Source organism: Mesobacillus jeotgali, assembly GCF_900166585.1.
Classification (GTDB): Bacteria; Bacillota; Bacilli; order Bacillales; family Cytobacillaceae; genus Mesobacillus; species Mesobacillus jeotgali_A.
The window spans coordinates 1,169,144-1,183,079 of the sequence record NZ_FVZC01000009.1 but is presented as its reverse complement, the minus strand read 5'-3'; the positions used below and the strand labels follow the sequence as shown (position 1 = coordinate 1,183,079).

Below are 13,936 nucleotides of genomic sequence, written 5' to 3'. Positions count from 1 at the left end.
AGCTGAAGGACCTCCTTATTCTTGTTCCGTTTGTACTGGTTGTGTTTTCAGGAAGTTTTCCAGCCATTCCGGCTGTTGCTGCTCCTTATTCCCTGTTTCTCCAAATACCTCTGCTATATTCCTCTTGTAAAGCCTGGAAATTATATCGTGGATATCATTATTGTCTCCGTTAATACTCCCAAACCCCTGGTTTTGGTTTTTTTGGCTGGTAAAATCCTTTGGAAAACTGTTTCCAAAATTTACACATGAAGCGTCCTGGATTGTTCCAATCTGAATGGTACCTATATAAAAGGACGGACTTAATGTTTTCGCCATACTCCCTCCATTTAATCCGGCATAATCTCTTTGCCATTGACGATTATCTGCAGTTCAATGTCGGTTTTTCCTGTATCTTCCTGTTGTCTATCTTCATTTTCCTGGGTTTTCCCCTGCTTATCAGGTGAGGGTTTAATGTCCACTGGTTTACTTTTTGATTTCATTGACTGAATTTCTGGGCTGAAGGCATTTCCCAAATTCAGCATTCCGCTAAGTTCTTTTATTTCAATTTTATCAAGTTGATAAGAAAGTTCCTCCAACTGCAGCTGGTCAATTGTAACCTTATCAATGTGAAAGTGACACTCCCGTGTTTGCATGGAGTCTAGTTTGTCATTAAGGTTTTTAATCAGATTAATAAGATCCTGGTCATCCATTTTCTGGGTCACCAGTTCTGCGATTAGAAACTGTTATATTTTTGCTGATCTTATTTAACTTTCCTTCAATTAAACCGAATCCATCAGAACTGCTGCTTCGCTTTCTCCAATTATGTTGTAAATTTGATCCATTGTAGACGCCTGAGCTATTTGCAATAATATTAATGTGCAGATTTTTGAACTTGATTTCAGTCATCTTATCATCTCCCGTTCAGCCGTGAAAGTTGATTTGAATTAATTCTTCAGTTTGGTTTGACTGTTTAATATCATATGGCAGCGGATAAATAAGAGTCCCTTGAGAAAATCTGCCTTAATATTTTCCAAAGCACACTGGCGGGGGATATCTATGGTTCGCTCAAATGGACCGCCGGCTCGTTCATTAATCAAAAGACGCTTTTCATCTGAAATATATGGACGTTTTATCTCCCCTGCTATCGTTAATCTAAAACCATTCAATGAAAGCCTTACATCCTCCTGCGAAACAAGACCAGGCAATTCAACAACCAAGACTACTTCATGATCCCCTTGGAACATATCAATTCTAGGGCCCAGTAATGGCAGGATATCAGCTGCTGCCTCAAAGAAATCCTGTCCTAGTATTCTTCTGGCTTCCACCATTGAATTCATATTTCTCCTCCTGCTCATATTCCCTCCAAGTTATGATAAATTATTGTATGTATATTGATTCAGACTTGGACTTATACCAAGATAAATATCCGGGCAAAAATAAAAACCAGGCAACCCTTGTTATAGGGTTAACCTGGTTTGTAAACCGATTATTTAACATCCTGCTCATAGTATAAGTGTGGTACTTTTTGTTCTTTTCCTCTATTGCCCTTTGGTCCCTGATTGTCCGGACGCACAATGTCATATACGGCCGTCCCTACGATTTCGGCTACATCCTGCAGTTTTTCCTTGCTGATTTTATCAATGGTATCTTCAGGTGTATGGTACCATGGCTCAAGCGGCCTGTGGATGAATGATCCGGATGCAATTCCTCCTTCGTAGAATGACACATGGTCACTGCTGCCCCCTGTCTGGATAGGGGTCGGCTCACCATTCAGACGGGCACTTGATGCTTGAGCTGTTTGTGAAACAATATTTTGGCTGCCGTCAACGGTATTGATGACTAAATCGCCAGCATCCCTGCTGCCAACCATATCCATGTTAAAATATCCGACAAATCTATCTTTTTCTTCTTCAGGCAGCTGGCTTACATAATAACGGGAACCAATCAAACCGAGTTCTTCTGCTCCGAATGTCATGAAGCGCATCTCCATATTTGTCGGCAGATCCTTCATTACGCGTGCAAGTTCAAGTGTCATTGCTGTGCCGGAAGCGTCATCATTCGCCCCTGGTGCACCAGGTACTGAGTCGTGATGTGCTCCTAACGCAACGATTCCGTCCGTTGATTTATTTTTATTTGTAGGTGCTTTCTTGGCTATGACATTATATGATGTCCTCATTCCGGCTTCTGCACCTTCAATTTGAATCGCTGCATTCAAAGATTCACCGTTATTCAACTTTTGCAATAAGGCTTGTCCCGCCTCCTGGGTAATGCCTACAGCAGGAACATATTTATCACTAGGCGATCCAAAGGTCCCGTTAAGTTCCCCAGATGCATTGTTAAAAATTATTACACCTGAAGCACCGTTTGCAGCAGCGTTCAGTACTTTATCAGCGAACGAAATTGATCCTCGCTTTATCAATGCAATTTTACCTGTAAAATCCTTGCCTTCAAAATCTGAGGTTTGTCCCAATCCCGCATATACTAATTCTCCCGAAACATTCCCATCCATTCCGTATGTAAAGGATTTAGGTTTGATTTCACCCGTATAACCATCAATCGAAAGCTTTACGGTATGCGGTGCGGTGTATCCGTAAAAAGTAAATTCCTGAAGTTCTGTTTCATAGCCATATGACTCAAATTGCTCCTTAACATATTGAATCGCTTTATGTTCAGCTTCAGTACCGGCAACTCGGGGAGTCCTTGAAAGATATTCAATATTGTTATAAATATTTTCAACATTGATTTTGTCGAGCACCTTGTTGTCAAATACATTAAATGGCTGCACTTGTTGCGCTGTTTCTGCCGGTTTTGCATAAATCGCTTGTGCCCCTATAGAGCTTACTGCTAAACCAGCAACTAAAGCAATTGATAAATAAGGCTTCTTCTTCATAATTACCTCCCGGATTTTAATATAGTGAACCAGGATAAATGATATAATATTCTAAAAATAAAAACTAGTTAATTTATTACTATTTTTACTAGGTAAATAGAAATATTTAATAGTCTGACGTTATAGTAATTAGGTAAAATTACCTAAACAACAAAAGAAGAGGAATCATAGATTCCTCTTCTTTTGTTTTACTATAATCCTTTGTATGCTAATCGATAAATTTCAGCCAGCTCGGATACTAATGGCAGTTTAGGGTTCGCAGTGGTGCACTGGTCCTCGAAAGCCCGGTCAGCCAACTGATTGACCTTAGCTTCAAATTCAGCTTTATCAACCCCGTTCGCTTCAATGCTCATCGGAATTTCCATTTCTTTTGCCAGTCTGATAATGGCCTGTACCAGACTTTCAACTCCCTCTTCCGTCGTGCGTGCCGGTAACCCCAGGATCCGTGAAATTTCAGCATAGCGCTGGTCCGCAACAAAGCTTTCATATTTAGGGAAAGCAGTGAACTTTTTCGGTTTTGTTGCGTTATAACGGATAACATGCGGCATCAGGATGGTATTGGAACGGCCGTGCGCAATATGGAATTCCGCTCCAAGCTTATGGGCAAGGCTGTGGTTGATTCCAAGGAATGCGTTGGCGAAAGCCATCCCGGCAATTGTAGAGGCATTGTGAACCTTCTCTCGGGCCACTTCGTCCTGGCCATTTCGGTATGCTCTTGGCAGATATTCAAATATAAGCTGGATTGCCTTGATGGCAAGGCCGTCTGTATAGTCATTGGCCATGCAGCTTACATATGCTTCTATTGCGTGTGTAAGAACATCCATTCCTGTATCTGCAGTGATATGCTTTGGCACTGTCATGACAAATTGCGGATCGACGATTGCCACGTCTGGTGTCAATTCATAATCGGCGAGCGGATATTTGATATTTGCTTTTTTGTCAGTGATCACCGAGAAGGATGTCACTTCAGAACCTGTACCTGATGTGGTAGGGATAGCCACAAATTGAGCTTTCCGTCCGAGGTGCGGATATTTGACAATCCTTTTGCGTATATCAAGGAATTTTTGCTTTAAACCATGGAAATCCGCTTCTGGGTATTCATAGAACAGCCACATGCCTTTTGCTGCGTCCATTGCAGATCCCCCGCCAAGAGCAATGATGACATCCGGCTCAAAGTTTGCCATCATTTCAGCGCCTTTCATCACTGTTTCGATTGAAGGATCTGGTTCGACTTCCGAGAAGATTTCACAGTGAACATAATCAGGACGCTTCCTTAAGTGGTAAAGTACTCTGTCAACATAACCAAGCTTGACCATTCCAGGATCAGTAACGATGAAAGCCTTCGTAATTTTCGGCATTTTAGCAAGATACTGTGTTGAATTCTTTTCAAAATAAATCTTAGAAGGTACTTTAAACCACTGCATATTCACGTTCCTTCTCGCAACTTTTTTAACATTGATCAGGTTGACTGCCCCAACGTTTGTAGAAACTGAGTTGCCGCCATATGTTCCGCAGCCAAGGGTCAGTGACGGAAGATAAGCGTTGTAGATGTCCCCAATGGCACCCTGGGATGATGGAGCATTGACAATTATCCGGCCTGCCTTCATTCGTAAGCCAAATGACTTGATGACTTCATCGCTTGTAGAGTGGATAACAGCCGAATGACCGAGGCCGCCGAATTCTAGCATTTCTTCCGCACGCTTTAGGCCTTCTTCCGTTCCGTTGACTTTATAACAAGCGAGCACCGGGCTCAATTTTTCACGGGACAGAGGATATTGCGGCCCTACACCCTTAAGCTCAGCTACAAGGATTTTTGTCTCTTCTGGTACGGCTATGCCTGCCATTTCCGCTATTCTGTGTGCCGGCATTCCTACTATATCAGCGTTCACTGCACAAGAATGTTCGTTGATGACAAGCTTCTCTACCTTCGCCTTTTCTTCCTCGTTTAAGAAATAGCAATTGTTTGCAGTCATCTCTGTTTTTACTTCATGATAAATTTCCTTGTCTATGATGACTGCCTGTTCAGACGCACAGATCATTCCGTTGTCAAATGTTTTGGATAAAATCAGGTCATTGACAGATCTCTTTACATTAGCAGTGCGTTCAATATAACACGGAACATTCCCTGGTCCGACTCCCAAAGCTGGCTTGCCTGAACTGTAAGCGGATTTTACCATTCCCGCTCCCCCTGTAGCTAAAATCATCGAAATCTTCGAATGGTTCATTAGAGCCTGAGTGGCTTCCAAAGAAGGCTTTTCGATCCATTGAACACAATCCTCAGGTGCCCCTGCCTTAATAGCAGCGTCCCGAAGGATCCTTGCGGCTTCACTGCTGCATTTTTGTGCAGATGGGTGAAAGGCAAAAATAATTGGGTTGCGAGTCTTTATTGAAATCAGCGCTTTGAACATCGTTGTGGAAGTCGGATTGGTAACGGGCGTTACTCCGGCAATCACACCAACCGGTTCTGCAATTGTAATCATTCCCTCATGTTCATTTTCCTCTATGATACCAGCTGTTTTATCGTACTTAATATTGTGATAAACGTATTCAGTGGCAAACATATTCTTGATGATTTTATCTTCATATACTCCACGTTTTGTTTCCTCGACTGCCATTTTCGCAAGGGGCATATGCTGGTCAAGCCCTGCAAGTGCCATTTCCTTAACAATTTTATCAACTGTTTCCTGATCCATTTCGCGCATTTTCTTTAAAGCAGACAAGCCCTTCACAACTAAATTATCGACCATGGTAACAACGGAAGATTGATCCTTAATCTCTTTTTCAACAGTACCCATTTCAGGTGCCTCCTTGGATTTTAGCGTTTAATTGCTTTATTTACCTAGGACTTCATGAAACTATGTGAATGATTTCACATTTCGTTTCAAAAAAATTTATTCACAAACTGGATTCCTGGGTATTTTTTCAAAGCTGATATCCGTTAAAAATTTCGTACTTCTTTTTACAATGACCACATAGTTGACTGTCCATATATAGGCAGGAAGGTTCTCATCCTCCTTGAACATCATTGCCTCGAATTCATCGCCGATTACATCCTCAATCATTTCTTTTGTATATGTCTCAGTATCGGTGGAGAAAGGTATGAATTCGCAGTACATCATTTTCAACCACTCCTTTTCTTTTTCTAATTAAAGATTACCATATAAAAAGAATAATAGTTTGTGAAATATTGAACAATGTATGAACTATTATTTACCATTTATAAAAGGGTTTAATCAATATAAATGAAAACGTTTTCAAAATTAATATTATATCAATATAACTAAAGACTCAGTTTTAAGAGCCTTTAGAAATGATAAAATACCCCTGTCATATCTTCAGAAACTGTCCATAATCTTTCCATTGTTCCTTTGTTATAAACCCCTGCAGCAGGTACTTCAAGCGCGGGATTTCCCTTTCGATTCCCTCTTCCGTCAGGCCCTATATATTCCCCGCCTTTAAGGCTTTCTTCCGTAGCCGCATAAATCGTTGGCAAAGACCCCTTTTTAGCAGGTTGTGTAATGAACTTCACCAGCCTTTTAATTAAAGGAGGTGTTTCACCTTTTCCTAAATGAAAGAGATTCGTGTTTGATATCCCCGGATGGCAGGCAATACTGATGGAGTCTATTCCATGCTCTTTAAATCGGTCATCCAACTCTTTGGCAAATAAAAGATTTGCCAGTTTACTCTGTCCATAAAACTTCATTGCCTTATAACCCTTAGAGCCATCTAAATTATCAAAATCGATGCTGGCTCCTCTATGGGCGATACTGCTCAAAGTGACGACGCGCGAACCGGGTGTATTTTTTAATAATGGCAATAATAGTCCGGTTAAAGCGAAATGTCCCAGGTGATTGCTTCCGAATTGAAGCTCAAAGCCATCCTTTGTCTTCCCGTAAGGAGGGATCATGACTCCTGCATTATCAAGAGATCGAGGGACTTATATTTATCCGTAAAGATATTAGTGAAGCTGCGGACACTATTCAGGTCTGCTAGGTTAAGATTCATTAAATTTACTGTCGCATTTGGATTCTCCTTTAAAATGGATTCCAACGCTGTCTGGCCCTTACTCTCATTCCGAACAGCCAGTATGACATGTGCTCCCCTTGCTGAAAAATACTTTGCTGCCTCAAAACCGATTCCGCTATTGGCACCTGTAATGACGGCTGTTTTTCCAGATAAATTTTCTGTTAACATCTTTGCACCTCAATTCAAATAAACACGAAAGTTAGCGTTCAACTTCTAACCCACCTTTAATCGTACCATAAATGGGCTTTTTAACCATTGTAATTATATCGGTTTTATTTCATACTAAACACATAGGAATTATAGGAGGGATTATGAATGCGTCTTTTTAAAGAAAAATGCCCCCGCTGTAATGCAACTCTCGAAGTGAAAAATGATTCATCAAGCAAAACCATCATAGTAAAAGCTTGTCCAGCTGATCATTATGAAAAAGAATTCCACCCGGCATTGGAAACATATATAGAGACATATAAAGTATCCTGAATTCTTTACAAGCCATATTATACTGCTCCCATATCACAGTAAAACTCTGATTTAAGTAACCACGTAAATGAGGAAATAAATCGCTTAAAATCTTAAGCGATTTTTTTATGCTGTCTTAATTAAAACATTCCAGAATCAGCACTAGATTTATGTCTTGACGTGCTGAAATATCAGCAAATCAAACTCATACTAAACCTTTTCTTCTATAACAAAACCCCATGATTATATGAACCGGATTTTATAGTGTCTGAACAAGTCGGATAAAAACACCTCATTTTAAAGTCCCTATTCAGGGTTCCCCGCAATCTCGGTTCCTGCTGGCTTAAGTACAACGGCCTTCCAGTCGAGCTCGAGCTGCTAGGAAAAAAATTTGACGAGCCCACTTTGATTAAACTAGCCTACGCTTACGAAGAAGGAACTAACCATCGAAAAGCGCCAGAACTTAAATAAGAAGCTTACTAAAAAAGAGGCTAATCCCACTAGCCTTGCACATCTTTAAAATTTATACATGTACTACTAAAGGAAAGTATTAGGAAATGAGCAGAGTACCAAAGGATTATTACTTTAATTCTTTAATCTTTTTTATTAACTATAGCTAAGAAATTTTGCCCAAGAGCACGTTGTTCATAAATCCTTCACCTATAGATAAATCTGGATTCACGTTATTGCATTTATACTTTCAAAACTACTATTATTGACAAGAAATTACCGTTCAATTTGTATCAGTTCCACTAGATTAAGAAAAAGATACCACAAATCATCCTTTTGTGCGTCAATATCTGCTGTTCAAAATTCACTAAGATGACATTTTTTGTTTTCATAATTTGTTCACATTTGTCATTAAAACCGTAACAATTTCCATGTTAGAATGATTACAAATAAAGAGTGTGATATTTATCACACTTATTGCCACAACTTACCGTTCGTTTTTTCCACTTCGTTGAACACTTTGTGAACAAATGAACATAAGTTTGTGATAAAATGAACAAGGTTGATATATGAAAGGAGCTGCAGTGATGAAGAAATCAAAACTTTTTTTGGTCTCCCTCACCTCGATCATGGCTGTGCTGTTGCTTAGCGGCTGTGAAAACAATATGGTGGTATTTAACCCAGAGGGACCAATTGCTAGGCAAATTCTCGAGCTAATCAACTTTTCGATTGCCTTGATGCTGCTTGTTACAGTGGTAGTATTCAGTCTTTTCGCGTTCATTGTCTGGAAGTATCGAGAGCGAAAAGAAAATATGGATTATGAACCACCTGAAGAACACGGCAGTACGGTACTGGAGATTATTTGGACAGTAATCCCTATTTTGATTATCGTTGCTTTGACCATTCCAACAGTCAAAACAATTTATGCTATAGATGAAATTCCGAAAGGCTACGAGGAAAAAAAGCCTCTGGTCATCAACGTCACTTCTGCTGACTGGAAATGGATTTTCAGTTATCCAGAACAAGGGATTGAAACAGTAAACTATGTCAATATTCCTGAAGACCGTCCAATTGACTTTAGGCTGACATCTGCAGGAACAATGCAAAGTTTCTGGGTTCCAGCGCTTGGCGGACAGAAGTATTCAATGGCAAAAGCTGAAACACAGCTTTATCTTGTTGCCGATAATCCTGGCTCATATGTGGGACGAAATACTAACTTTAATGGTCAGGGATATGCAGGAATGGAATTTGAAGTCCTCTCCCAGACTCAAGAAGATTTCGACCAATGGATTAAGGACGTAAAAGAAACAGCACCAAAAATGACTCTTGAAGAATATGAGAAAATGCTTGAGCCATCACACTTTGGCCGTAAAACTTTCTCGAATACACACCTTGAGTGGGTAGACCATTCTGACCCTGATTCAAAGAACTACACCAACCCAGAAATGTATGACAGAGGACACGGATGGCCTGGTAAGATCTTTGAAGATAAGGATAACTACAAAAATAAAGATGCTTCAGATCATGAAAATATGAATCATAAAGAATCAGAAACTGAAGATTCTCACGGAGGTGAGCACAGTGGGCATTAAATGGGATGAATTTTTCGTAACCGGCGATCCACTGATTTTTGCATCACAAATTGGTATTGCCCTGACACTGGTTGGTGCATTAGCCGGAATCACTTATTTTAAAAAATGGAACTACCTCTGGACACAATGGTTGACAACTGTTGACCACAAGAAAATCGGGATTATGTATATCCTCCTTGGTGTCGTGATGTTCTTCCGTGGCGGCATTGATGGCTTGATGATGAAAGGCCAGACAGCTGTTCCGGAGAATGAATTCCTGAATGCTCAGCATTACAATGAGGTATTTACGACACACGGCGTCATAATGATCCTGTTTGTTGCGATGCCCCTTTTAATCGGGCTTATGAACTTTGTGATTCCACTGCAAATTGGCGCACGTGATGTTGCTTTTCCGCAGCTGAACGCGCTTAGCTTCTGGCTCACTGTCAGTGGTGCTGCACTTTTCAATATTTCGTTCATTATCGGCGGTTCTCCTGATGCTGGATGGACTTCTTACTTCCCTCTTGCCGGGAAAGAATTCAGTCCAGGCATAGGAAATAACTTCTATGCAGTAGCCCTGCAAATTGCAGGGGCAGGGACTTTGATGACCGGTATTAACTTTGTTGTCACTGTTTTAAAAATGAGAACTAAAGGCATGACATTGATGAAAATGCCGATGTTCACTTGGACATCCTTCATTACATCAATTATTATCGTGGCGAGTTTCCCGATTTTCACGGTCGCACTTGCATTGATGACTTTTGACCGTACATTCGGAACTCACTTTTTCACGATTTCTGGCGGCGGGATGGATATGCTTTGGGCAAACCTGTTCTGGCTTTGGGGTCACCCGGAAGTTTATATCGTAGTTCTTCCAGCATTCGGCATGCTTTCAGATATAATCTCAACTTTTGCACGTAAGACTCTTTACGGTTATAAATCAATGGTCATTTCTATCGTAATGATTTCAGTTCTGAGTATGCTGGTTTGGGTTCACCACTTCTTCACAATGGGCAATAATGCCGCAGTGAACTCATTCTTCTCGATCACAACGATGGCGATTGCGATTCCAACTGGTGTGAAAGTATTCAACTGGCTGTTCACGATGAGAAAGGGTCGGATCAAGTTTACGACTGCAATGCTTTGGGCACTTGCTTTCGTTCCTAACTTTGTCATCGGCGGAGTAACTGGTGTCATGCTGGCAATGGCTGCAGCAGATTACCAGTATCACAACACGTTATTCCTTGTGGCGCACTTCCACTATGTATTAATTCCTGGGGTGGTGTTCCCAATCTTTGCGGGTCTCTACTTCTGGTGGCCTAAGATGTTCGGCTATATGCTGAATGAAAAAATAGGTAAATGGCACTTCTGGCTGTTTGTTGTCGGCTTTAACGTCACATTCATGCCAATGTTCTTCCTAGGTCTTGATGGTGCAGTCCGCCGTGCATACACCTACTCTGCTGAGACAGGCTTCGGCCCATTGATGATGCTTTCAGCAATAGGTTCTGTTATCCTTGCTGCAGGCTTTGCGGCTCTTGTGTACAACATCTACTGGAGTGCTCGACATGCAGACCGTAATATTGGCAATGATCCATGGGATGCAAGAACACTCGAGTGGGCAACTGCTACTCCGGTCCAACATTACAACTTCGCTTCCCTCCCGGAAGTAACGAAGCTGGATGCTTTCTGGCATATGAAAAAGAACAATGAACTTCAGCCGCTTTCTGAAGATGAGATTGAAGAAATCCACTTGCCAAGCAACACATGGATTCCTATCTACATGGGAGTAATCTTTGGTATTTCAGGATTCCTGCTTGTTTTTGAATGGACATTAGCCGCTGGAATAGCAGCACTAGGAATTTTTGCCGGATTGGCATTCCGTTCATTTGATTACGACGAAGGTTTCCATGTCCATAAAGATGAAATCTTTAAAACCGAAAGTAAGTGGAGAAAATTTGCGAACAAAGGAGTGAAGAACCATGTCAGCTAAAGTTAATGCAGCTTTGCCGCTTGAATACCAGACAGAGCAAAACAGGATGAATATTCTCGGCTTCTGGATCTTCCTTGGAGCTGAAATCGTGCTCTTTGCTACCCTGTTCGGAGTTTACGGCGTACTCAGTCAGCGCTACGCTGGAGGCCCGACTCAAAGCGATATCTTTGTAGTCAGAGACGTCATGATACAAACCTTCCTGCTTTTAACCAGCAGTTTTACAATGGGAATCTCGATTTATGAAATGCGTCGCAGCAATATCAAGGGCATGCTGATGTGGCTTGCTCTCACCTTATTGCTCGGCGGAGGTTTCCTATTTATGGAGGTTCGCGAATTCATTCACTATGTCCACGAGGGTGCAACGATGCAAACCAGTGCGTTCCTGTCTAGCTTCTTTGTGCTTCTTGGAACACACGGATTACACGTTACCATAGGAATTGGCTGGGCCATCCTGCTGATTATCCAGATCTTGAAAAGAGGATTAACACCGGTCACAGCCCGCAAGACATTCATCTTTGGACTGTACTGGCACTTCCTGGATGTCGTCTGGATCTTCATCTTTACATTTGTTTATCTGCAAGGGTTGGTGATGTAAATGGAAAAGCATTCAAAAGGCTTTCCTGTAAGCCATATTGTTGGTTTCTTCATGTCACTCGCATTAACATTTGGCGCTGCCTGGATTGCACTTCAGAGTTCGCTATCAATGAAAGCTGTTATGTGGATAATCGGCACACTGGCTGTTGCTCAGGCAGGCATCCAACTGTACATGTTCATGCACATCAATGAGGGTGATGACAAAGTAACAAACAATATCAATATTCTTTATTCAGCATTCATTGCGGTCGTCATTGTGGCAGGCTCAATTTGGGTCATGACATCTGGACACTCGCACTAAGCAGAAAACTCCAGGTATTAGTCAGTAACGACTAGCTCCCGAGCTTCACTTTGATCGAATTGAATTTTTATAAAAAATAGACCAGGCCCTGTTTAAGGTGCCTGGTTTTTTGTTAACCTTTTTACCCTAAAAGGTTCAGATCTTATGCTGCTTCACTCTTATGTCCCTTAATCAATCGAAGTTTTGGCAGTTTTCCCTCTTTTTTGAACAAAGAGAACATCCCAAAATTAAAGACTGCCAGGAACAGTGACAATACGGCATGCTGGAACCCATGAGAAAATACAGCAAGGAATCCGCTTACAACACAATACAAGCCAACAATCAAATAAAAGTACATAAGAAGTTTACCCACTTCCCATTCCTCCACTTTTTCGTTTGTACTGTTAATATTAACAGAATTTACGAAAAAATGTCACAAAATGTTCACATTTATTGTATTATTTCTTCACAATTATTTTTTTTACTTATTGCTTCCAATAACCTGCTTTCATGAAAAAAGGTGTCCCCTTAAAGTTGAGACACCTTTTGGCTTTACCCTTTATTTTTGCTTTTGCGGTAATAAATATATCCAACAATAAAACAGAAAATCAGGAATATCGGTAAAAATGACAATAGAGTCTGACTTAGATCAATTTGCATAGGTACCTCCTAATGTCTTTTTTCCCTCTATACCCTGTTCATCATAATGTCATTCTTCTTTACCCTTTAAACTTTAGTGCTGTCTAAAAGGATGGTTTCGATAAAGAACAATTGTTTATTTCTGAACGAAGCCTAGGTTCATATATGCTTAACTGGACAAGGAAATAACACGTTTCCGGAAAATGATGTTCCAGGAAACGGAGATTCGTTTTATTCAGGAGCATGTTCCTTTTATACTTTTCAACCATATTCCTGATAAACTGATTCATTTCCAATGTCGTCTTTCCAACTTCATAAATGAATTCCTGCTGGCGGGTGAAGCCTGGTTCTTTCACTCGCATGTAATTTTTCAGATGGTGATTCTGGACAATAAACAATTGGAATCTTCTTTTATACGCTTGAATAGCGGTATTGGCCTCCACTTCTATCGGATCAAGCAGATTTTCAAAAAGTACCGCATGCCCGAGCTGATCCTCAAGCCAGAGATCCATAACTTCCGCCGCCGACAATCGGACCGGTTCCTGCCCATATATGAGGTACTTCAGTATCCTCAAATATTCGAGGTTTTCGCTTAAAGTACCATTCAAATAGGTTGGGGAAAGATTAAGATTAATTTTGTTATCAATTCTCAATGCTTGAAGCGTTCCTTCAAAATCAAGATAAGTTTTCGCCACAGTCCAGGCTCTTTTTGCAAAATCAATCATTCGACTATCAGTAAAATCAGCACTCGGCGGTATCCTCTGGAGCCTTTCAATGAGATCATCATATAAATCGATAAATTTCACTGCCTGTTCAACATACTCCTTTTCGACAGGAGACAAAGCATCCCTTACAAAATAAGCATGATCCTGCAGCATTTCCAGCCAAAACTTGTGTTCATCCCAAAGAGAAATCATCCTCTTACCTCCTTTTACTTCTAAATACATACTGTTAATGAAAGGAAGAAATGATTGAAAGGGGAAACTATTTTTATTAACACTCATTTTTTAATGTCAAAACAGAGATAATAAGTAATAGGTAATTGTTATTATCTGAAT

The 13,936-nt window shown here is 40.7% G+C and carries 14 protein-coding genes and 2 pseudogenes; 6 read left to right on the top strand and 10 right to left on the bottom strand.

All coding sequences use genetic code 11. The annotated features are described in order from the left end of the window. Positions 1 to 15 precede the first annotated feature (15 nt). The 8 genes and pseudogenes from B5X77_RS16030 to B5X77_RS15995 all read right to left on the bottom strand — a co-directional run bounded on the left by B5X77_RS16030 (position 16) and on the right by B5X77_RS15995 (position 7,063). Entirely contained in the window at positions 16 to 315 is a 300-nt protein-coding gene (locus tag B5X77_RS16030; protein ID WP_079508959.1) for a hypothetical protein, read from the bottom strand. An 11-nt stretch (positions 316 to 326) separates the two neighbouring features. After that, on the bottom strand, positions 327 to 689 hold the full coding sequence (locus tag B5X77_RS16025) for a hypothetical protein (RefSeq protein WP_079508958.1): 363 nt from the start codon (positions 687 to 689) through the stop codon (positions 327 to 329). Further along, complete coding sequence (locus B5X77_RS16020; RefSeq protein WP_079508957.1) at positions 682 to 885, bottom strand: hypothetical protein; 204 nt, start codon at positions 883 to 885, stop codon at positions 682 to 684. Before B5X77_RS16020 ends, B5X77_RS16025 begins: the two co-directional genes overlap by 8 nt. Positions 886 to 923: 38 nt before the next feature. After that, positions 924 to 1,316, bottom strand: a complete 393-nt coding sequence (locus B5X77_RS16015) for an Hsp20/alpha crystallin family protein (protein ID WP_176167348.1) — start codon at positions 1,314 to 1,316, stop codon at positions 924 to 926. 149 nt (positions 1,317 to 1,465) lie between these two features. Further along, on the bottom strand, positions 1,466 to 2,869 hold the full coding sequence (locus B5X77_RS16010) for a M28 family peptidase (RefSeq protein ID WP_079508955.1): 1,404 nt from the start codon (positions 2,867 to 2,869) through the stop codon (positions 1,466 to 1,468). Between the two features lie 191 nt (positions 2,870 to 3,060). Next, positions 3,061 to 5,664 carry a bifunctional acetaldehyde-CoA/alcohol dehydrogenase gene (adhE, locus tag B5X77_RS16005; RefSeq protein WP_079508954.1) on the bottom strand — a complete coding sequence of 868 codons (2,604 nt, stop codon included), beginning with the start codon at positions 5,662 to 5,664 and terminating at the stop codon, positions 3,061 to 3,063. Positions 5,665 to 5,760: 96 nt separating this feature from the next. Continuing rightward, positions 5,761 to 5,988, bottom strand: coding sequence for a hypothetical protein (locus B5X77_RS16000; RefSeq protein ID WP_079508953.1), 228 nt, complete (start codon positions 5,986 to 5,988; stop codon positions 5,761 to 5,763). Positions 5,989 to 6,173: 185 nt separating this feature from the next. Next, positions 6,174 to 7,063: pseudogene (locus B5X77_RS15995) on the bottom strand (oxidoreductase). A 147-nt stretch (positions 7,064 to 7,210) separates the two neighbouring features. Here B5X77_RS15995 and B5X77_RS23400 point away from each other — a divergent pair. The 6 genes and pseudogenes from B5X77_RS23400 to qoxD all read left to right on the top strand — a co-directional run bounded on the left by B5X77_RS23400 (position 7,211) and on the right by qoxD (position 12,260). After that, the gene (locus B5X77_RS23400) at positions 7,211 to 7,375 is read left to right on the top strand and encodes a hypothetical protein (RefSeq protein ID WP_176167347.1); all 165 of its coding nucleotides are present in this window, start codon (positions 7,211 to 7,213) and stop codon (positions 7,373 to 7,375) included. 280 nt (positions 7,376 to 7,655) lie between these two features. After that, positions 7,656 to 7,825 (top strand): annotated as a pseudogene (locus tag B5X77_RS23810) (amidase family protein); the annotation flags it as partial. 566 nt (positions 7,826 to 8,391) lie between these two features. Then, on the top strand, positions 8,392 to 9,396 hold the full coding sequence (gene qoxA, locus B5X77_RS15985) for a cytochrome aa3 quinol oxidase subunit II (RefSeq protein ID WP_079508952.1): 1,005 nt from the start codon (positions 8,392 to 8,394) through the stop codon (positions 9,394 to 9,396). Then, positions 9,386 to 11,365 carry a cytochrome aa3 quinol oxidase subunit I gene (gene qoxB / locus B5X77_RS15980; RefSeq protein WP_079508951.1) on the top strand — a complete coding sequence of 660 codons (1,980 nt, stop codon included), beginning with the start codon at positions 9,386 to 9,388 and terminating at the stop codon, positions 11,363 to 11,365. The genes qoxA and qoxB overlap by 11 nt, the downstream gene beginning before the upstream one ends. Continuing rightward, the gene (gene qoxC / locus B5X77_RS15975) at positions 11,355 to 11,960 is read left to right on the top strand and encodes a cytochrome aa3 quinol oxidase subunit III (protein WP_079508950.1); all 606 of its coding nucleotides are present in this window, start codon (positions 11,355 to 11,357) and stop codon (positions 11,958 to 11,960) included. Before qoxB ends, qoxC begins: the two co-directional genes overlap by 11 nt. After that, on the top strand, positions 11,961 to 12,260 hold the full coding sequence (gene qoxD, locus B5X77_RS15970; protein WP_079508949.1) for a cytochrome aa3 quinol oxidase subunit IV: 300 nt from the start codon (positions 11,961 to 11,963) through the stop codon (positions 12,258 to 12,260). It begins immediately after the preceding gene. A gap of 142 nt (positions 12,261 to 12,402) precedes the next feature. On the opposite strand, the gene B5X77_RS15965 is transcribed toward qoxD, so the two are convergent. Next, a complete protein-coding gene (locus B5X77_RS15965; RefSeq protein WP_079508948.1) occupies positions 12,403 to 12,612 on the bottom strand; it encodes a hypothetical protein in 210 nt (69 codons plus the stop codon). A gap of 370 nt (positions 12,613 to 12,982) precedes the next feature. Beyond that, positions 12,983 to 13,795: a DUF2935 domain-containing protein gene (locus B5X77_RS15960; protein WP_079508947.1), complete on the bottom strand. Its 813-nt coding sequence runs from the start codon at positions 13,793 to 13,795 to the stop codon at positions 12,983 to 12,985. Positions 13,796 to 13,936: the final 141 nt, after the last annotated feature.

Bases quoted from the DNA above. Each gene is read 5' to 3' on its own strand.
- B5X77_RS16030 (WP_079508959.1), bottom strand. From the start codon at position 315: ATGGCGAAAACATTAAGTCCGTCCTTTTATATAGGTACCATTCAGATT.
- B5X77_RS16025 (WP_079508958.1), bottom strand. From the start codon at position 689: ATGGATGACCAGGATCTTATTAATCTGATTAAAAACCTTAATGACAAA.
- B5X77_RS16020 (WP_079508957.1), bottom strand. From the start codon at position 885: ATGACTGAAATCAAGTTCAAAAATCTGCACATTAATATTATTGCAAAT.
- B5X77_RS16015 (WP_176167348.1), bottom strand. From the start codon at position 1,316: ATGAATTCAATGGTGGAAGCCAGAAGAATACTAGGACAGGATTTCTTT.
- B5X77_RS16010 (WP_079508955.1), bottom strand. From the start codon at position 2,869: ATGAAGAAGAAGCCTTATTTATCAATTGCTTTAGTTGCTGGTTTAGCA.
- adhE (WP_079508954.1), bottom strand. From the start codon at position 5,664: ATGGGTACTGTTGAAAAAGAGATTAAGGATCAATCTTCCGTTGTTACC.
- B5X77_RS16000 (WP_079508953.1), bottom strand. From the start codon at position 5,988: ATGATGTACTGCGAATTCATACCTTTCTCCACCGATACTGAGACATAT.
- B5X77_RS23400 (WP_176167347.1), top strand. From the start codon at position 7,211: ATGCGTCTTTTTAAAGAAAAATGCCCCCGCTGTAATGCAACTCTCGAA.
- qoxA (WP_079508952.1), top strand. From the start codon at position 8,392: ATGAAGAAATCAAAACTTTTTTTGGTCTCCCTCACCTCGATCATGGCT.
- qoxC (WP_079508950.1), top strand. From the start codon at position 11,355: ATGTCAGCTAAAGTTAATGCAGCTTTGCCGCTTGAATACCAGACAGAG.
- qoxD (WP_079508949.1), top strand. From the start codon at position 11,961: ATGGAAAAGCATTCAAAAGGCTTTCCTGTAAGCCATATTGTTGGTTTC.
- B5X77_RS15960 (WP_079508947.1), bottom strand. From the start codon at position 13,795: ATGATTTCTCTTTGGGATGAACACAAGTTTTGGCTGGAAATGCTGCAG.